The 19,388-nt window shown below is 72.3% G+C and carries 13 protein-coding genes; 7 read left to right on the plus strand and 6 right to left on the minus strand.

All coding sequences use genetic code 11. From position 1 onward, the window contains the following. The first annotated feature begins 192 nt into the window (after positions 1-192). The 6 genes from zwf (at position 193) to ABWI04_RS06045 (ending at position 6,790) form a co-directional block, all read left to right on the plus strand. Positions 193-1,563, plus strand: coding sequence for a glucose-6-phosphate dehydrogenase (gene zwf, locus ABWI04_RS06020; protein WP_353831701.1), 1,371 nt, complete (start codon positions 193-195; stop codon positions 1,561-1,563). 107 nt (positions 1,564-1,670) lie between these two features. Beyond that, complete coding sequence (locus tag ABWI04_RS06025) at positions 1,671-2,774, plus strand: TnsA endonuclease N-terminal domain-containing protein (protein ID WP_345179668.1); 1,104 nt, start codon at positions 1,671-1,673, stop codon at positions 2,772-2,774. 142 nt (positions 2,775-2,916) lie between these two features. After that, positions 2,917-4,128, plus strand: coding sequence for a sensor histidine kinase (locus ABWI04_RS06030; RefSeq protein ID WP_353831702.1), 1,212 nt, complete (start codon positions 2,917-2,919; stop codon positions 4,126-4,128). Continuing rightward, entirely contained in the window at positions 4,125-4,778 is a 654-nt protein-coding gene (locus tag ABWI04_RS06035; RefSeq protein WP_345179664.1) for a response regulator, read from the plus strand. Before ABWI04_RS06030 ends, ABWI04_RS06035 begins: the two co-directional genes overlap by 4 nt. 155 nt (positions 4,779-4,933) lie before the next feature. Further along, positions 4,934-5,563 (plus strand): hypothetical protein, encoded by a 630-nt coding sequence (locus tag ABWI04_RS06040; RefSeq protein WP_353831703.1) that lies wholly within the window; start codon positions 4,934-4,936, stop codon positions 5,561-5,563. Positions 5,564-5,605: 42 nt separating this feature from the next. Next, positions 5,606-6,790: a serine hydrolase domain-containing protein gene (locus tag ABWI04_RS06045; protein WP_353831704.1), complete on the plus strand. Its 1,185-nt coding sequence runs from the start codon at positions 5,606-5,608 to the stop codon at positions 6,788-6,790. A gap of 54 nt (positions 6,791-6,844) precedes the next feature. Here the strand turns inward: ABWI04_RS06045 and ABWI04_RS06050 are convergent, their stop codons facing one another. Both ABWI04_RS06050 and ABWI04_RS06055 read right to left on the minus strand, forming a co-directional pair. After that, the gene (locus ABWI04_RS06050) at positions 6,845-9,661 is read right to left on the minus strand and encodes a glycoside hydrolase family 2 protein (RefSeq protein WP_345179659.1); all 2,817 of its coding nucleotides are present in this window, start codon (positions 9,659-9,661) and stop codon (positions 6,845-6,847) included. Positions 9,662-9,828: 167 nt separating this feature from the next. Then, entirely contained in the window at positions 9,829-10,758 is a 930-nt protein-coding gene (locus ABWI04_RS06055; RefSeq protein ID WP_345179658.1) for an RNA polymerase sigma-70 factor, read from the minus strand. A gap of 205 nt (positions 10,759-10,963) precedes the next feature. Here ABWI04_RS06055 and ABWI04_RS06060 point away from each other — a divergent pair, with 205 nt between their 5' ends. Next, positions 10,964-12,553, plus strand: a complete 1,590-nt coding sequence (locus tag ABWI04_RS06060) for an MFS transporter (RefSeq protein ID WP_353831705.1) — start codon at positions 10,964-10,966, stop codon at positions 12,551-12,553. Positions 12,554-12,578: 25 nt separating this feature from the next. Here ABWI04_RS06060 and ABWI04_RS06065 read toward each other — a convergent pair whose 3' ends face one another. From ABWI04_RS06065 to ABWI04_RS06080, 4 genes are all read right to left on the minus strand, one after another. Beyond that, a complete protein-coding gene (locus ABWI04_RS06065) occupies positions 12,579-13,940 on the minus strand; it encodes a M20/M25/M40 family metallo-hydrolase (RefSeq protein ID WP_353831706.1) in 1,362 nt (453 codons plus the stop codon). Positions 13,941-14,259: 319 nt separating this feature from the next. Continuing rightward, positions 14,260-14,922 (minus strand): hypothetical protein, encoded by a 663-nt coding sequence (locus ABWI04_RS06070; RefSeq protein ID WP_353831707.1) that lies wholly within the window; start codon positions 14,920-14,922, stop codon positions 14,260-14,262. 11 nt (positions 14,923-14,933) lie between these two features. After that, positions 14,934-15,623, minus strand: a complete 690-nt coding sequence (locus tag ABWI04_RS06075) for a hypothetical protein (RefSeq protein ID WP_353831708.1) — start codon at positions 15,621-15,623, stop codon at positions 14,934-14,936. Positions 15,624-15,683: 60 nt separating this feature from the next. Further along, positions 15,684-19,382, minus strand: coding sequence for a WD40 repeat domain-containing serine/threonine protein kinase (locus tag ABWI04_RS06080; RefSeq protein WP_353831709.1), 3,699 nt, complete (start codon positions 19,380-19,382; stop codon positions 15,684-15,686). Between the last annotated feature and the right edge of the window lie 6 nt (positions 19,383-19,388).

Genomic DNA, 19,388 nt, shown 5'->3' on the forward strand with positions numbered 1-19,388 from the left:
GTGGTGACTGATCGGAGCCATCGAGGGTTATTCGCACGACAAAGACTCGCAACAACGCACTCACACAATATTTATGAAAGTCGCTTGTGTCAACGACAATCAACTCGCCGAGTGACAGGCACCCGCGCCCCCGGGCCTTGTTCACCGCATGGCCGGGACGGCAAGCTGTGAGCCGACGAGAGGGGGCTGGCGATGGAGCGGGCCGACGCGTTGGTGCTGTTTGGGATCACCGGGAACCTGGCGTACAAGATGCTGCTGCCGGCGTTGTACCGGCTGACGGCGGACGGGGTGCTGGACCAGCCGGTCGTGGGGGTCGCCAAGACCGACCTCGACCTGGCCGGGCTGCGAAGTCGGGCCCGTGAGGCCTGCGAGGCCAAGTACGACAAGGTGGACGACGCGGCGTTCAACAAGTTCGCAGGGAACCTGCGACTCGTCGCGGGCGACTACACCGACGGCGCCACCTTCGATGCGATCCGTCGCGAGGTCGGCGACGCGGGATTCCTCACTCACTACCTGGCGGTTCCTCCTTCGCTGTTCGCGACGGTCGCGGGGGGCCTGGCCAAGGTGGGCCTGAACAGGAACGCCCGAATGGTCGTCGAGAAGCCGTTCGGCAATGACCTGGAGTCGGCGCGGGCGTTGAACGCCGAGTTGCTGGAGTTCTTCGACGAGGACCATCTGAGGCGCGTCGACCACTTCCTCGGCAAGGAGCCGATCGAGGACCTGCTGATGTTCCGGTTCGAGAACATGCTCCTGGAGCCGATCTGGAACCGTCACTACGTGGACAACGTGCAGATCACCATGGCCGAGGACTTCGACGTCGCCGACCGCGGCTCGTTCTACGACGCCAACGGCACGATCCGCGATGTCGTTCAGAACCACCTTCTGCAGATCCTGGCGCTCCTGGCCATGGACCCGCCGCCGTCGACCGACGCACGCGCCTTCATCGACGAGAAGTGGCGGGTGCTGCGCGCCGTCGAGACCGTCGCGCCCGGCGATGTCGTCCGCGGCCAGTACGACGGCTATCTCACCACCGAGGGCGTCCGCGAGGGTTCGACCACCGAGACCTACGCGGCGCTGCGCCTGCGCATCAACAACTGGCGCTGGGCCGACGTCCCGTTCTACATCCGTTCCGGCAAGGCACTGGGCACCACCGACCTGGAAGTGGTCGCCCAACTCCGCACCCCGCCCACCACCTACTTCGACGGCGCCCCAGAGCCCAATCTGATCCGCTTCCGCATCCAGCCCGACGCGGGGGTCACGTTCGACCTGCTCGCCAAGGTCCCCGGACGCGACAGCACACGGAAAGTCCCGCTCAGCGTGGACTTCACCAAGGTCCTGGGCCCGATGGAGGCGGCCTACCAGCGGATCCTCACCGACGCCGTGACCGGCGACCCCCGCCGGTTCGTCCGCTTCGACCTGGCTGAAGAGTCCTGGCGCATCATCCAGCCCGTCCTCGACCTCCCCACCCAGCCCCTCCCCTACGCCAAAGGCTCCTGGGGGCCGGACGAAGCCGCCGCCCTCGTTCCCGGCGGCTGGCACGAGATCTCCACCACCTTCGACTGAGGCGCACGGACCTGGAGGTGGGTGCTTCGCGACGGTGGGGAGTGACACGCGCCGGTTCTGAGGACGCCGCTGCCGAATCCGATCTCGCCGCAGAGCTGGGTGGCCTCGTGGCCGAGGCCCTGTCCGGGCTTCCCGACCGGCGGCTGGGCGAGATCATGGCAGCGAGGTTGGGGCTGCGAGGAGACGCCCGCACTCTCCAGGCGATCGGAGATCACCTCGGGGTCTCACGCGAACGCGTGCGCCAGCTCCAGAACAAGGCGGCCGGCAGGCTGGTCCGTCGGGCTCGGCAGCCGGGCACTCCGGGGGCCTCCCTCGCCACGTTGCTCGAGCGGCATGGCGGCGACGGCTCAGACGAGGAGTTCGCCGACCGAATCTACGAGCTGGCTGCTACGACGTTCACCGTAAGTCAGCGGACCAGCCTGCCGCTGCTGCTGGCTGCTGCCGGGTTCTACCGAGCCGACGCCACACGGATCGCAGCCCTTGCTCTTCAACGGGCCAGTGCCCGTAGCGCGTCCGCCAAGGCCGATCAGAGAGCGGAAGGCGGCCGTGCGGAGCGGTGGGTCGCAAGGTGGCTTGCGCACACGCACTGGCCTGCGGATCTAAGTTCCCCGCCCTCCCGTGACAGCCTGCGCGCCTCTCGGGGGATCGAGATGGACGAGCTGGCCGGCCTCTATCCGTCCACCAAGCTCGGCCGCAAGGTGGCCTTCGAATCGGGGTTGGAGCGGAACGTCATCGACGCCCTTGAGCACTGCGAGAGAATCGCCTACTTCCAGGAACAGCCCTGCGTCGTCGACTACCACTACGGAACGAGGGCGCGGCGGTACCACCCCGACCTTCTGATCGTCACCGACGACGGGCGGACAGTGCTCATCGAGGTCAAGCCTCTGTGGGAGATCGCTCTGAGCATCAACCGCGCCAAGGCGCGGGCGGCACGGTCGATGGCACACCGCAACGGCTGGGGGTGGCTGTCGGTCGCGGGTCTCCGAACGGAACGTGACCTGATCGACCGGACGATCCCGCCCAGCGGGCACCACGCCCTTTCCACGGCGCTCGCCGCAAACGGCAGCCTGTCGTGGGCACAGGTGCAGGCACTGCGTGAACGCAGCGAGCTCAGACTTGTGGACGTCTCCGCCTACGCGCTCCAACACGACGTCCACTTGCAGCTCATGCCCTACCGGCTGGGCACACCGCCGCTACCTGCCCCGCGCTGATCTCGTCTTCGAGCCTTGGTTCTCGGCCGTAGTCCTTCGACGGAGTCACAGGTGCCGGGCGGCGATGTCGCGGCGTCGGAGGTTGTGAAGATCCGTCGTGCGAGCGAGGTGGACGTGTCGTGCGGCGGCCGATACTGGGGGGATGTCAGATCGGTTGCGCGGTTTCGGTTTCCCCAGGTGGCTGCGGCGGCGGCCTGGGGAGGGCGGCCGCCTGGTGGACGTGCTGGTCGCCGCGGCGGTCGCCGTCCCGGTCTTCGTGCCGTTCGCCACGGCGCCGGAGGTCACGCCGCTCGGAGTGGTGTTCAACCTCGGCACGGTCGTCCCGCTCGTGTGGCGGCGCCGGGCGCCGTTCGCGATCGCGCTGGTGGTCGCGTGCTTCGCCATGGGGGTGTCGCTGCACCACCGGCCGGGCCAGATGCTGCAGTACGGCGCGCTGGTGGCCATCTACACCCTTGCCGACCTGGGACGGCACCGCTGGCAGAGGTGGGGTTTCATCGGCGTGATCGTGGCGTCCATCCCGCCCGGCGCGCTGCTCGTGAAGAACAACGACGCGGGCGAGTTCATGTTCACGCTGCTGCTCCCCATGACGGCGTTCCTGCTCGGCACGCTGGCGCGGACCGCGCGGGAGCGGTCGAACGCGCTGGTGGAACGCTCCGCGCAGCTCGAACGCGAACGCGAGGCGCTCGAACGCGAGCGCCAGGCCGAGGCGGCGCGGGCGGCGGCGGAGGAACGGGCCCGCATCGCCCGCGACATGCACGACGTGCTCGCGCACGCCGTCAGCCTCATGGTCGTTCAGGCGGAGGCCGGTCCGGTGGTCGTCCACACCGATCCCGGCCAGGCCGAACGGGTCTTCGACGCGATCGCCGACGCGGGCCGGGACGCGATGACCCAGCTGCGGCGCACGCTGGGCGTGCTGAAGGAGGAGCAGGACCACGGCGTACGCGCGCCTCAGCCGACCATCGGCGCGCTGCCCGGCCTGGTCGAGCACGTCAACCGCACCCAGGTCCGCGTGCGGCTCACGGTCGAGGGCGTGCGCCGCGGCCTGGCCGCCGACGCCGACCTGGCGGCGTACCGCATCGTACAGGAGGCGCTGACCAACACGGTGAAGCACGCCGGCGCGCGGACGGCCGAGGTCCTGCTCCGCTGGACCGACCACGAACTGGAGATCACGGTGACCGACGACGGGCGGGGCCGGGCCGGGGCCGACCCGGGCTGGCGGCGGGGCGGCGACGGCCTCATCGGCATCGGTGAACGCGCCGCCGCCTGCGGCGGCACGGCCGAGGCCGGTCCCCTGCCGGGCGGCGGGTTCCGGGTCTCGGCGACGCTGCCCTGCGCCGCGGCGGTGGCCGCGTGATCCGGGTGGTGCTCGCCGACGACCAGGAGCTCGTCCGCACCGGCTTCGCGATGATCCTGGACGCGCAGCCCGACATCGAGGTGGTGGGCGAGGCGGAGGACGGCGCCGCCGCGGTCGCCGCCGTGGGCGAGCACGACCCCGACGTCGCGCTGCTCGACATCCGCATGCCGGGCATGGACGGCATCGAGGCCGCGAAGGCCGTGTGCGCCGGGACCCGCACCCGCGTGATCATGCTCACCACGTTCGACCAGGACGACTACGTCTACGACGCGCTCTACGCCGGGGCGAGCGGGTTCCTGCTCAAGGACGTGCGCCGCGACGACCTCGTGCACGCGGTGCGGGTGGTGGCGGCCGGGGAGTCGCTGCTCGCGCCCACCGTCACCCGCCGCCTGATCTCCGACATCACGCGCAACCGCCCGCGCGCCGGCGCGGCGGTCTCCGACCGCCTGTCGGTCCTGACCGAGCGGGAGCGCGAGACCCTGCGCCTGCTGGGCCGCGGCCTGTCGAACGCGGAGATCGCCGCGGCCATGGTCGTCAGCGAGCACACCGTGAAGACCCACGTGAGCAACGTCCTGGCCAAGCTCGGCATCCGCGACCGCACCCAGGCCGTCATCGCCGCGTACGAGACCCGGCTGATCGAGCCCTCCTGAAGGTGCGGCTCCCTCGCGCGGGGGAGCCGCACCCCGGTTCTCCCCCGCATCACCGAAGCCCGAAGACCCCTCGCGACGGCGATCCCCCGGACCACCGCCCTCCCTGAAGATCGAGAACGCAGGGACGCAAGCCTCGACCTCCGGGAGAACCGCTCATGACCAGGATCGCCTTCCATCTCGCCCCCGCCCTCATGCTCGCCTACGGCGCCGTCCGGCTGATCGACGGCCGCGACGGGCGGCACGGGCCCGGCCCCGCCTGGACGGTGGGCCACCTGCTCTTCCTGGGGTCGCTGCTCCTGTACGGGGCGGTGATCGCGGGCCTGTGGCGGCGCATGCCGGTCGCGGAGGGCGGCAGGGCGCGCCGGGTCACCGCCGGCGCCCTCACCGCGATGGCCGCCGTCGGGCTGGTCACCTTCGTCCGAGTCGCGATCATCGACATCGTCGTCGGCCTGCGGGCGGCGGACTCCGCCGAGAAGAGCGCGCTCTCCGACCGGTACGCGGACGTTCCGGCCGTGCTCCCCCAGGCGTTCTACGAGATCGGGCCGGTGCTCTTCATGCTGGGCCTGACCGCGCTGCTCGTCCAGCACGCGGTCGTCGGCCCCCGGCGCGCGCCGGTCGCCGCGAGCCCCGTCCTCGTCGTCCTCGCCTTCGTGGTCATCACGGCCGACCTGGACCTTCTGCCGGCGGGTGCGGCCCTGATCTGGCTCGCCCTCTTCCCGCACACCCGGGAGCAGAGGCAGTCCATTCCGGCGCACCGCGCGGCCAAGGCCTCCGCGGCGGCCTAGCCGGACGCGACCACCCGTCACCACCGAACTCAGGGAGCGAACATGATCAAGCAGAGGCGTGCGCTGCGCGGCGCAATCACCCTGGCCGTGGCGGCCGGTGTCGCGGTGAGCGCGCTGACCGGCACCGGCACGTCGCGGGCCGACGGCGCCGCGGGAGTCGGCGGCGCCGCCGACCAGGCGGAGCTGCGCCGGCTTCTGAACCGGCTGACCACGGTCGACGGCGGCCCCGGAGCGCTCCTCCACCTGCGGGAGCAGCGCGGCAGCACGGTGCTGACCAGCGGCGTCGCGGACGTGAACAGCCAGGCGCCGGTCCCCCGCGACAGCGGTTTCCGGATCGGGAGCATGACCAAGCCGTTCGTGGCCACGGTCGTGCTCCAGCTGGTGGGAGAGCACCGCGTCTCGCTCGACGCGCCGGTGGACCGGTATCTGCCCGGTGTCCTCCGCGGATATGGCGACCCCGGGCGGAAGATCACCGTCCGCCGGCTGCTGCAGCACACCAGCGGCGTACCGGACTACCTCGCCTCCCTGGACCCGCAGGAGATCCTCAAGGATCCGCTCGCCCACCACGACACCCGCGACCTGGTGGACCTCGCGCTCGCCCGTCCGCCGGTCTTCGCGCCGGGCACCGGCTGGAGCTACTCCAACACCGACTACCTGCTGGCCGGCATGCTCATCGAGAAGGTGACCGGCCACACCTGGGGCGAGGAGGTCCAGGAGCGCGTCATCGCCCCGCTGGGCCTGCGCGGGACGTCCGTGCCGGGGGACGCCTCGGCGATCCCCGGACCGCACCCGCGCGGGTACGTGCGGCCGGGCCGGGACGCGCCGCTCGTCGATCTCACCGCGTTCAATCCCTCGGTCGCGGGCGCGTCCGGCGGGATGATCTCCAGTGGCGGCGACGTGGACCGGTTCCTGGGCGCGCTCGTCGGCGGCGAGCTGCTGCGCCCGGCCCAGCTGCGGGAGATGATGAGGACGCGGCCGACCGGCGCCCCGGACGGCCGGGCCTACGGCCTCGGCCTGGAGAGCAGGCCCCTGCCCTGCGGCGGCCTGTACTGGGGGCACGGCGGCGACGTCTTCGGGTACGAGACCGCGAGCGGCGCCACGGTCGGCGGCAGCCAGGCGACGGTCATGGTGAACCTCGACCCGGGCGGCTCGGACGCGCAGAGCGACGACATGAAGAGAGCCGTCCAGACGGCGCTCTGCCAGGGCCGGTCCATGACCTCCCGGTAGCGCACGCGCGAAGGCCGGACGGGGCGGGGCCCCGTCCGGCCTTCGTTCTGCCGGTCAGCCGGCGTGGCGGGTCTGAGTGGGGACGTTGAAGCCGTTGACGCGGACGTCGGGCTTGGCGGACGTGGCGGCGTAGCGGGCGGTGATGGTCTGCTCCTCGCCGGGCCAGAGCGTGACGTCGTTGTCGCTCCAGCGGATCGGCAGCACCTGCTTGCCGCCCGCGAACAGGTCGGCCCGGGTGAACAGGGCGGGAGTGCCGCCGTGGCCGACGTTGCGGACGGTCACGCTCGTCACCATCTCGCGGCCCTCGCGGTGGGTGGCGGCCTCGACCTTGATGTCGGCGGACCCGAGCGAACGCAGGCCGGTCAGGTCGGCGTAGCCGTCCTTCTGGAAGACCGCGAACCCGTTGGACGGGGTGTACTGGCCGGGCGCGTGCGTCTTCGGCCAGTCGACCTTGTCGGCCTTCGTCGACAGCCAGTACACGTTGCGGCTGACGACCTCGGAGCCGCGGGTGAGGGTGAGCTTCTCGAAGTAGGTCGTGGAGATCCCGGCCGGGACCTTCGGGCGCAGCACCGTCCGGACGTCCTGGCTGCCCAGCGCCCCGACGGGCGCGGTGGCGGTGGCGCGGACCTTGCCGTCGAGGTCGATGATCTGGGCGGTGGCGCGCAGGCCGTCCTGCCGGGCGCCGGTCAGGTTGGCGACCTTGACGGAGCCGTCGTCGTAGGAGTACATGACGTGAAGGGGCTCGTTGGCCTTCTTCGCGCCGAAGTAGACGCCCGGCTGGTCGAAGTCGGTGCCGTACATGCTCCACTGGAGCGACGGCCACGCCTTGTTCAGCATCCAGTAGATGATCCCGGTGCTCGGGTTCGCCTTGTCGGTGGAGTTGCCGACGTACGACTCGAACTGCGCGCGGGTGACCTCGTACTGACCGAGCTGGACGGTCTTCTGGTAGGAGGCGGCGTCCTTCCAGGGGCCGTACCGGTGCCACAGCGGGGTGTTGTAGACGCCCATCCGGGACAGGCGCGTGTAGTCGGAGTAGAAGAACGTGTGGTACATGTCCTGGCCGGCGGTCTGGCCCTGCGCGGTCGCCGGGTCCCAGATCTTCTTCTGCTCGTCCGGGGGGAGGAAGCGGTTCAGCGAGTCCTGCGTCGGGATGGTGTTCCCGGTGCTGACCTCCGTGTCGAATCCCCAGGCGCTGCCGGTCATGCTGAGCGTCGGGTCGTCGGTGTTGACGGTCTCCCGCCTGTTGTTCCACAGGGCGTTGGGCGGGAAGTAGTTGTAGCCGCCCTCCTTGGTTCCGGCGGGGCCGAGCTTGGGCGACGCCTTGTACTCCGCCGCGGCGACCTGCGGGAGCCGGAAGTCGGCCCGCTCGAACGCCTTCAGGTAGAGGGCCTCCTTCTCCGGGTCGGGCGCGTCGTCGCTGCCCTGGAAGAAGGTGAAGACGCTCGGGTGGTCGCGGAGCCGCTCCGCCATCGTGCCCGCCTGGTTGGACGCGTTGGCCTTGACGTCGTCCGACCAGGTCGACGACTTGCCCTCCCAGAGGGCGCAGCACTGCCAGCCCGGCATCGCGAGGACGCCGGCCTTGTCAAGCTGGGCGAACATGTCGTCGGGCGGGAAGTTGCCCTCGAACCGGACCGCGTTCAGGCCCATGTTCCGGATGTAGGAGATCTGGTCGGAGACGTTGGACGGGGAGTAGCGCAGGAAGAGGTCCGGCGACCATCCGGCGCCGCGGATGACCAGCGGCTTGCCGTTGACGATGAACTGCCGGTAGCCGTCCTTGCCGTGGGTCTTGCCGGGGACGGGCTTGGTGAGCCGGGACGTCACCGTCCGGATGCCGAAGTCCTCGGCGGCGGCGCCGGACACCGTTCCGCCCACGGACGCGTTCAGCGCGAGGTGGTACATCGGCTGGGCGCCCATCTGGTACGGCCACCACACGGCCGGGCGCACCAGGTGCAGGCCGGGGCAGTCCGCCTTGCCGATCGCGACGGTGCGGGTCGCGTGCGCGGGCACCGTGACCGTGGTCTTGCAGGCGATGCGGGCGGAGCCGCGCGTCACCGCGCCGGACACGACCACCCGCTGAGCCGACCCGGTGTTGTTGCGCACGTCGGCCTTGACGGTCAGGTCGGCGGTGGACAGGTCGCGGGCGTTGTCCTGCAGGACGTGCAGGTTGCGGACCGAGACCGGGCCCTCCTGGACGATCTGCGGCGCGTACTGGAGCCCCGTGTTCTGGTCGGGCGCCATCGGGTTCCAGTCGACCTGGTTCTGGGTCAGGTACCGCATGGGCGTGTCGAACTTGGTGATGTCGGCGTCGTTGCGGGAGACGTCGAGCGCGATGGCGTTCGCCCCGTCCCGGACGTAGGGCGTGATGTCGTACTCCAGCCGGGCGTAGGAGCCCTGCAGCTGCGCGCCGCCGGCGATCTTCTTGCCGTTGATCCAGAGGTCGGCCTTTCCGGAGACGCCGTTCATCACCAGGAAGGTGCGGCCGCCCTTCCGGGGGTGGACGGTGAGCTGGTCGCGGTACCACCAGTTCACGTCGAACTGCTTGGCCGGGACCTTCGCCATGGTGTCGTCGTGGAAGATGTTCGGGTACCGGCCGTTCTCCAGCAGGCCCGCCATCAGCGTCTGGGGCCGGGACAGCGGCAGCCACCCCTTGGTCGAATAGTCCGGCATGGAGATCTCGGCGCCGGTGTCGTCCGTGTCGGCGGACGATCGGATCGCCCAGCCGGAGGTCAGCTCCGTGGTCCCGGAGGACCGGATCCTCTGGGCGGCGGGCCGGTGCCCGGCGAAGGCGTGGGCCGGCATCGCCGGGGCGAGCGTCCCGGCGAGGGCGAGCGCGGCGCACAGCGCCGTGGTTCGAGTCCTGGACCCGCTCATGTGTCCATCTCCCCTTCGTGCGGCCGGAGCCGGGCGCTTCCCGGGGGCCGATGACACCCATGCTCGGGCCGGAGGCGGCCCTCGGGCCGTAGGGGCAGGACGCCAATGGGGGTAGTGCTAGGCCCACTCCGCGATCTCCGGGACGGTGGGCCGTGGACGTTCCGGCCTCAGCGGCTCAGGGCGGTCTCGTGGTCCACGTGCGACAGTTTCTCCGGGTTGCGCACGTGGTACGCGCCGGTGACGCAGCCGCCCTCGACCCGCACCGCCAACACGCCGTCGACCTCGCCGTCGACTCGGACGAGCAGCCCCGGGCCGCCGTTGACCTGCACCAGCTCGACCGACCTCTCGGCGTCGCGCTTCCACCAGCCCGCGGCCAGCAGGCGGGCCACGTTCTCCGCGCCCGAGACGGGCCGCGGCAGGGCGTGCCTCACTCCGCCGCCGTCGCTCAGGGCGACGACGTCCGGTGCGAGGACGTCGAGCAGGTTCTGCAGGTCGCCGGTCTCGACCGCTCGCTGGAAGGCCAGGAGCGCCGCTCGGGTCTCGTCCGGGGAGGCGACGCCGCGCGGTCGGCGCGCGGCCACGTGCGCCCGCGCCCGGTAGGCGAGCTGGCGGACCGCGGCGGGGCTCTTGCCGACGGCGTCGGCGATCTCGTCGTAGCCGAGGCCGAACACCTCGCGCAGCACGAACACCGCCCGCTCGGTCGGCGCGAGGGTCTCCAGCACCAGCAGCATCGCCATCGAGACGCTCTCGGCGAGTTCGACGTCCTCGGCCACGTCGGGCGTGGTCAGCAGCGGCTCGGGCAGCCACGGACCGACGTAGGACTCCTTGCGCCTGCCGAGCGCGCGCAGGCGGTCCAGCGCCTGCCGGGTGACGATCCGCACCAGGTAGGCGCGCTGCTCCCGCACGGTGGCCGTGTCGACGTCCACCCAGCGGAGCCAGGTCTCCTGCAGGACGTCCTCGGCGTCGGCGGCCGAGCCGAGCATCTCGTAGGCGACGGTGAACAGCAGGTTGCGGTGGACGACGAACACCTCGGTGGCGGAGTCCACCGAGGTCGCGGGCTCGGCTGTCCCCGCGGTCCGTTCCGTGCGCTCGCTCATCCCCGGCTCCTGACTGTGCGTTGCCACCCCTGCCTCGTGCACTGGACGTCGCAGCCCGCCGTTTTGTAACACCCGCGCTCGGGTGGCCTACGTCACATCGCCTCCGCTGTTACGGGGGCCGGTGCGGCGGCGTCTCGTGTTCGTCAGGACGCCGCGCGGCGAACGGTCCGGGCGGCTCGCGATACGAGTGGAAGGCATCCGCCACATGGCCGAGACGGCCTCACCCGAGAACATCCCCACCCGCTCCGGCACCACGACGGAGGCTCCACCCGGTTCGAGCTCCCGCCGCTGGTGGGGGCTGGTGGTCATCGCCCTCGCCCAGCTGATCGTGGTGCTGGACATGACCATCGTCAACATCGCCCTGCCGTCCGCCCAGCGCGACCTCGGCATGACCGACGGCAACCGGCAGTGGGCCATCACCGCCTACACCCTCGCCTTCGGGGGCCTGCTCCTGCTCGGCGGGCGCCTCGGCGACCTGTTCGGACGCAGGCGCGCCTTCATCACCGGCCTGCTCGGCTTCGCCGCGGCCTCCGCGCTCGGCGGCGCCGCCACCGGCCCCGGCATGCTGTTCGCCGCCCGCGCCCTGCAGGGCGTCTTCGCCGCGCTGCTGGCCCCCGCCGCGCTGTCCCTGCTGACCACGACCTTCACCGACCCGCGCGAACGCGGCAGGGCGTTCGGTGTGTTCGGCGCCATCGCCGGCGCGGGCAGCGCGATCGGCATGCTGCTCGGCGGCCTCTTGACCGAGTACCTGGACTGGCGCTGGTGCCTGTACGTCAACGCCCCGGTGGCGGCCGTCGCAGTGCTCGGCGCGGTCGTGCTGCTCGACGACCCCGGCCGCAAGGCCGGTGCGCAGCTGGACGTCCTCGGCGCCGCGCTGGGCTCCGCCGGCGTGCTGTCCATCGTCTACGGCTTCAGCGAGGCCGAGTCCCGGGACTGGGACGACCCCCGGGTGCTGGCCCTGCTCATCGGCGGCGTGCTGGTCCTCGGGCTGTTCTCCCTGTGGCAGACCCGCGCCCGGACGCCGCTGCTGCCCCTGCACATCGTCAAGGACCGGCAGCGGGCGGGCGCCTACCTGACGATGGCCCTGGTCACCGTCGCCATGTTCGGCGTCTTCCTCTTCCTGACCTTCTACCTGCAGGGCATCAAGGGGTGGTCGCCGCTGAAGACCGGCACGGCCTACCTGCCGATGACCGTGTGCATGGTCATCGGCTCCACGCAGATCTCGGTGCGGCTGCTGCCCCGGGTGCCGGTCCGGGCGCTGATCATCCCCGGCCTGGCGCTGGCCGCCGGCGGGCTGGCCGTCCTGGCCTCCATGGACGTCCACGCCACGTACCCCGGCCGCGTCCTGCCCGGCATCTGCATGATGGGCCTCGGCATGGGCGTCACCTTCATGGCGGCCATGTCCACGGCCACCGGCCGCGTCGCCCCGCACGAGCAGGGGGCGGCCTCGGCGACCCTCAACACCATGCAGCAGGTGGGCGGATCGGTCGGCACCGCGCTCCTCAACACGATCGCGGCGAGCGCGACCGCGGACTGGCTGACCGGCCACGAGGTCGACCTCGCCCAGCGGACGCCGCAGGTGAGGGCCGCGCTGGCCGAGGCGACCGTGCACGGCTACTCCGTGGCGACCTGGACCTCCGCGGGGATCATCCTGCTGGCCGCACTGGTCGCGGGCGTCTTCGTCAACGCCAAGGCGCCGGGACGGCAGGCCGGACCGGCCTCCGCCCCGGCGGCCGCCGACCGGGAGGGCGGGGCCGCCGGGGCGCCGGCCCGCGCGGGATCGCCCGCAGGCTGAACCCGGGGGCCTTCGCGGGCGCGGGCTACTTGCGGCGGGCGACGTCGTAGAGGGCGCAGCCGATCAGTTCGAGGGACACCTGCAACCGCTCCAGGCTGACGTTCTGGGCGATCGTGTCCTCGGGGGTGTGGTAGACGGGCTCCAGCTGGCTGGGCGCCTCACCGCCGCGCCAGCTGAAGTTGCCCGCCGGTATGCCGCGCTCGTAGAAGGCCTCGTGGTCGCTGGAGCCCCGGGCGGTGGGGCCCTTGGTCTGGTCGGAGTAGCCGAGGCGGGCCGCGGCGGCGTTCACCGCGGCCGTGGTGGTGTTGTCCGCGCCGTCCACGGACAGCAGCCAGTACGTGCCCGCCGGGGGATGGCTGGTGGCGACCATGTCGTTCTGGAAGCAGCCCGTGATCTGCCCGACGCCCTCCGCGTCGAGTTGCTTCACGTAGTGCCGCGCTCCGACCAGGCCGGACTCCTCCGAGCCCCACAGGCAGACCCGGACCGCCTGCTGGGTCGGCAGCCGCTTCAGCACGCGGGCCAGTTCCAGGCACAGCACGGTTCCGCTGCCGTCGTCGTTGGCGCCGGGCGAGCCCGGGACGGTGTCGTAGTGGGCGCTGACGATGACGGCCTTGCCGGTGGGGTTGGGCAGCGTCGCCTTCCGCTCGGCCAGGACGTTGTACGAGGTCAGCCCCGAATGGTGGGTGATCTCGAAGGAGAGCCGCCGGGCGCCCGCGCGGATCCGCTCGCCGTGGTACTCGGCCAGGCCCAGCACCGGGATCGCGACCGTCTCCTTCAGCGTCGGGACGAAGGCGCCGGCCTTGCGCTCCGGGTAGGTGACCGAGCGCGCGTTGACGATGAGGGCCGCCGCGGCGCCCGCGCTCGCGGCGGCCTTGGCCTGCTCGGTCTCCATGCCGGGGATCCGGTCGAACAGCACCAGGCCGCCGCGCACGTCACCGGTGACCTCGGTGACCCGGCCCACGTCCACCACCGTGCCGTCCACGGAGGCGACGGCGCCCTGCGGGGAGGCGCTGCACTGCCAGACCCGCTCGCCCTTGGATCGGATCTCGGCCAGGTACTTGTCGGCGACCGGGAAGGGCTGGAGTTCGACCCTGTAGCCGAGATCGCGCAGGCATCCGGCGATGTAGCGGGCGGCCCGGTGCTCCGACGGCGTCCCGGCGATGCGCCAGCCGATCTCGTCGCTGAGCACTTTCAGGTGCCGCAGCGCCCGGCGGGCGTCGACGCGGGCGACCACGGCCCTGTCACCGGCGGTGAGGGAGGGCGGCCGGAGGGCACCGGGGCGCTGCCGGGTCGCGGCGGCGGCGGTGCCGGGGAGCAGGCCGGCGGTCGCGAAACCGGTGAGGGCGGCGGCCCCGGCCAGCAGATCGCGGCGTTTGACCTCGGACATGGCGTCTCCTCGGGAGATCGGCGGCCGGCGTCGCCGGCCCGGATCCCGAGTCGGCGGCGGACGGCGGGACAACGGACTTCCCCCGGTGGGAGTGAACATACAAAAAGGCCATAAAACCGACAAGACTCTTACCGTCCGCAGACCAGATCGTGATCAGGTTCGGGAGGCGCCCCAGGCCAATGGACCACCGGTTTCCGCTGGACAACCCGGCTTGCCCGGTAGGCCAATAGGGAAACCGGCCGGATTGAATGGCATTACGACCTTCCAGCGGAAAACGGCTGGGTCCTGGGGCGGTTCCGGTTTCGGATGAACGCGGGGTTCAGGGCCTGGGGGCCAGGCCCGAGTAGACCGACGCGACGTACTCCGGGGCCTTGGCGCCGCGGCGGGGCCGGAAGTCGAACGCCGACCCGTCGGTGAAGTCGATCCGGATGAACCATTCCGGCTGCGGGGTGCGGCCGAGGGGCACCGCCCGCAATCCGCGGACCGCCGCGAACGGGATCTCCCAGCAGGTCGTCAGGGGCGCGGTGGAATCGCCCGAGTCATCGCCCCGAGCACCGCGGACGCGACCGCGCAGCCCGCCCGGCCGACCGGAGGGGCGCGCGAACCGCGACTCCACGGACACCGCGAGCCGCCGGTCCGTGAGCAGCAGCCACGCCTCGTCGGCGTAGCCGGTCATGTGGCCGGCGACGGCGGCCGCCGCCGCGTCCGGTCCGGGCGCGTGCGCCCACCCCCAGATCACCGGGTCGTCGGCCCATTCGTCGTACCAGAACCGGCCCGTCCGGACCGGATCGGTCGGCAGGGGCCAGGACGGGTCCGGGACGGACGAGCCGTCCGCGACGGCGGACGGGGCCGGGGCCGTGCTCAGCCCTCGCACCGTCGCGCCGATGTGCCCGGCCGCGTGGTCGCCCATGACCAGCCTCTCGCCGGGCGCGCACCAGTGCGCGCGGGCGATCTCGTACAGCCTCTGCTCGTTGCGCGGCATGTGATCGCCCGTCAGGAACGTTGCGTGGCGAGGTGGAGGAGCCGGCCCGCCGCCTCGTCGTCCGGTGCGGTGACGTCGAAGCCGGAACCGTCGTGGAGCCCGATCCGCAGGACCGGGACCTTGCGGGGACGGAACCCGGAGGGCAGCTTGCGCCGGTCCAGGCCGAGGTGCGCGATGTGCGCCGCCGGGATCTCGGCGAGGCCCGCGACGCGTGACAGCGGCACCGGTTCGCCCGGTGGGTAGGGATGGTCGCGAGCGAGCGAGCGCCCGAGCTCCGCCGCCCCGGCGGCGATCCTGCGGGCCCGCGACAGCACCCCCGCCTGCGGCTCGCGCCGTGCCTCGGACTCGGCGGCCTCGCCAGGCATCATCGCGACGACGCCGATCCGGTACGGGGTGAGGACGAGGTAGCGGGTCTCCGCGGAGTCGGGGAGCGTCACCCGCGCGGCCATGCCCCCGCCGGGGCCGAAGACCACCAGCGCCGGCGGAGTGAGGCTGTCCTCGCGGAACGCCGAGTCCACACCGGCTCCGACGGCGTTCAGCACGGCGCGTCCGGCGCCGCCCGGGATGCCCCGCCAGTCGTGGCCGTCCACGTCGAAGCGCAGGGCGGCGCCATGGCAGTACAGGCACAGCAGAACGGGCTCGTCCGGCCGGCACCAGTGCCGCCGCACCGCCAGCGTCCCGCTGAGCTCGCGTCCGCTCATCTCGGCGCCCTCCCCCGACCGTGATGGCGAGATCCTAGTGGAATCACCGCAATTCAGCCGTCACGTCGTCCGATCCCGATCCCATGCGAATCTCGGCTTGGGCGGGCCGTTCCAGCGTTCGGCCATGCGGTCGAGTTCCGCTCTCACCCCGGACCGGCGGAGCCGGCCGAATCCGGCGTACCGGAGCTCGCGGCAGAGGGCGTCGAATTCGTCCTCGGTCCACTCGGGAGCGTCCCGTCCTTCCAGACTGCGGAGGGTGAGGAAAACGGTCAGGAACGGCCGTGCCCGGTCGTCCCAGTCCGCCGGGTTCCGCACGCGCAGTTTCCAGTCGAGCTCCCACACGCGCACCGTGCCGTCGAGACCCGCGGCGAGGACGTGCCGGCCCGCGTCGGTGACGCGCACCAGGGCGACCTCGCTCCCGCCGTCGGACAGGACGTGGTGGGGTTCGCCGCCGCCCGGCCGGCGCAGATCCCACATGGTCACCGCTCCGTTCGCGGACCCGGTCAGCCCCCAGCGCCCGTCGACCGTGGCGCAGGCGGCCGTGACCCCGGTCCCGTAGGCCTCGATCGAGAGGTCGCCGAGGGGATGCAGGAGAAGCACGGAGTCCCCGGAGGGGTAGGTACCGGGGGAGACGCTCAGGACGTGGCGGCCGTCCCGGGTCATGCTGACGCCCGCGGCGTCGTCCACCCAGCTCGTCGCGGTGGCCTCGGCGTCGCCGAAGAGATCCCGTACATCGTTCCAGCCACCGATGATCAGATGGCGGCCGTCGGGGGTGACGGTCAGCGCCGTGACGTCGCAGGCCGGGGGGACACCGGGGCCGCCCTCCCGGCCGCCGTGCAGAATCGTCGTGCGGCCGGATTCGATGTTCCACAGCCGTACCTCTTCGCCGCCCCCTTCCCTGGCTCCCGCCGTGACGACATGGCGGCCGTCCGGGCTCGTGCACACGGCGATGAGCCGCCCGCGCCCGGACGCGCCGGTCCGCAGGGTGCGCACCAGCCGCCCGGCGGACAGGTCCCACACGTTCAGCTCGTCGCCCGTCGACGCGGTGACGCAGCGTTGCCCGTCCGGGGTCAGGCGGGCGCGCACGCCCGGGCTCTCCTCGACCAGTCGGTGCACGAGGCGCCTCGCGGCGACGTCCCACACCCGCACGGCACCGTCCGCGCCCGCCGACACGGCCCGTTCGCCGTCGGGCGTGACCTCCAGGCACGTCACCGGCCCGGCATGGGCAGCCAGCGTCCCCAGATGCCATGACGCCCGGACCCCGACACGGGCCGACACCAGCGCGAGTCTGTGCCATGCGTCGAGGGCGGGCGCGCTGCCGCCGAGATCGGGCGTGCTCCGGAGCCGTTCGAGCGTGGCCGCGGCCTTGGTGTACCGCCGCGCGCCGATCTGCCGTTCCGCCTCCGCCACCTGCGCCCTGACGTGCGAGTCGAGCCCGCTCAGCTCGCCGTGGGAACGGGGGCGGCAGATCTGCAGCGGGGCCGGGCGCCGCCGCCCCAGATCCAGGACTCGCGGCCGACCGTGATCGGGCCCGATCACGACGCGGCGGCCGTCCGGCGCCACGCAGGCACTCCGCGGATCGGGCGGGGCGCTCATCGTCCGGACGCAGCGCCAGGTCTCCAGCTCCCAGAGCCGCAGCACGCCGTCGATCATCAGCAGATGGCGCCCGTCCGGAGTGACGCACATCTTCTTCAGCGCGGGGGACGAGGGATCGGCGAACGTGTGCGTGATCCGCCCGGTGGCCATGTCCAGCGTGACGACGACGCCCCGGGGGAAGGCCGCGACGGCGTGCCGGCCGTCGGGGGTGACGTGCACCAGCGACGCGTTGTGCAGGAGGCGGCCGTCCATCTCATCCGGGATCTCCGTCTTCCAGACCGTCTGCCCCGTGACCAGATCCCACAGGCACAGCAGGGGACCGCCGTACGCGGACAGGGCATGGCGCCCGTCGGGGCTGACGCAGACCGCGTTCATGACGCTGTGCCCCTTCTCGTCCCGCGGCCCAGGGAACGTGCGCACTCGCCGGAGCGTGGCCACCTCCCAGAGATGCATGGAGTCGCGCCGACCCGCCGTCAGGGCGAAAGCTCCATCGGGGGTCAGGCAGATCGCGTCCGTTCCCGATCTCCTCCCCCGCCAGGGACCGGTGCGTTCGCCGGTGACCAGGTCCCACGCCTGCAGGCTGTCCTTCCCGACCAGCGCGTGCCGCCCGTCGCGGGTCACGCGGATCTGGGAGATCACCCAGTTGCCGGTCGGGATGGTTCGCACGCGGCGGCCCGTGTCCAGCTCCCAGACGAGCAGGCACCCGCTCGAACCCGCGCCCACGATGTGCCGGCCGTCGGGTGTGGGGCACAGGGCGAAGACGGTCTCGGTTCCGATCGTGTCGAACTCGACGTCGTCCTCGACCTCCGCCTCGAACTCGGTGTCCTCCTCGTCCTCCTCCACCTCCGCCTCGATGTCGGCGCCGCGCTCCTCGCGGACCTCGGTGTCACCGCGCTCGCGCTCGACCAGGCGGAGGAGCCGTCCCACCCGTTCGGGATCGTCGCGGCGAACCGACTCCAGCTCGGCCGTCAGGTCGGCGTCGGTGACGCCGGCGGCGCGCCAGCGCAGCAGGCCGGAGTTGTAGATCACTTCCGGATGGCGCGGGTCGGCGGCGCGCGCCTCCCGGAAGGCCGCCGCCGCCTCTTCCGGCCGCCCGAGGTCGAGCAGCGACAGCGCCCGGTTGTTGAGCTCGTTGGCGCGCAGTCCGGCCGTCCTGGGCAGGGCCCGCGGGTAGGGCGTCCCGAACTCCGCCGCGTAGAGGGAGACCAGTTCCTCGGCGACCGGGGCCATGCCCCGCGGCCGGTGCTCCGGCTCCTCGCGCAGGCACCGGGCCAGCAGGCCGGCGAGCCCGGCGGGCATGGCGTCCATGGGCGCGCCGGGATTCCGGCCGTCCAGGTAGCGGGCGAGGCCCGTCGCCGCGGCCGGGCCCAGGCGCCAGCGGACCCGGCCGGTGAACATCTCCAGCACGCTGACGGCGAAGCTGTACACGTCCGCGCGCCGCCCGAGGGGACGCCGGGCCGCCTGCTCGGGCGAGGCGTAGGCAGGGCTCAGTCCCCCGGTCGTGACCAGAAGCGTGCCGTCGCCCGGCTCCGCCGACGACCGCTCCGTCATCAGCTCGCCGGCACGCGCCAGCCCGAAATCGCTCACCTTGGCGTTCCCGGCCGAGTCGAGCAGGACGTTGGCCGGCTTGACGTCCTGGTGCACCACGCCGAGGCGATGCGCATGCGCCAGGCCCCAGGCGGTCTGGATCGCCACGTCCAGGATCCGCTCCAGCGCCGCCCGCGGGCCGCCCTCGTACAGGCGTCCCCCGCGGATCCAATGCCGCAGGCTTCCCCCGTCGACGAACTCGGCGAAGACCCGCGGAACCGCGCCCAGCGTCTGCACGTAGTGGCACGTGCAGATGTTGGGGTGGAGCCCCAGCGCCACCCACGTCTCGGCCTCCTGGACGAACAGCCGCACCAGGTCCTCGCTCGCCGGCATGCCGGGGCGCGGGCACTTGACGGCCAGGTCGATGTCCCAGCCGAGGTGGCGGACGCGGTAGACCAGCCCCATGCCGCCGTCGCCGTACAGCTCGCGGACCTCGTAGAGGTCCAGGATGCGGTCACCGACCGCCCACTCCTCCGGGACGCCGTCCGCCGCCGCGGACGTGGCGGGGTCCACGAGCGTCGGCGCGGGCGGCGGCCGGTAGACGCTCGCGCCCCTCAACCATGTCCGTCTCGCCACGGCTTC

This window comes from Actinomadura sp. NPDC000929, assembly GCF_040492065.1.
Lineage (GTDB): Bacteria > Actinomycetota > Actinomycetes > Streptosporangiales > Streptosporangiaceae > Spirillospora > Spirillospora verrucosospora.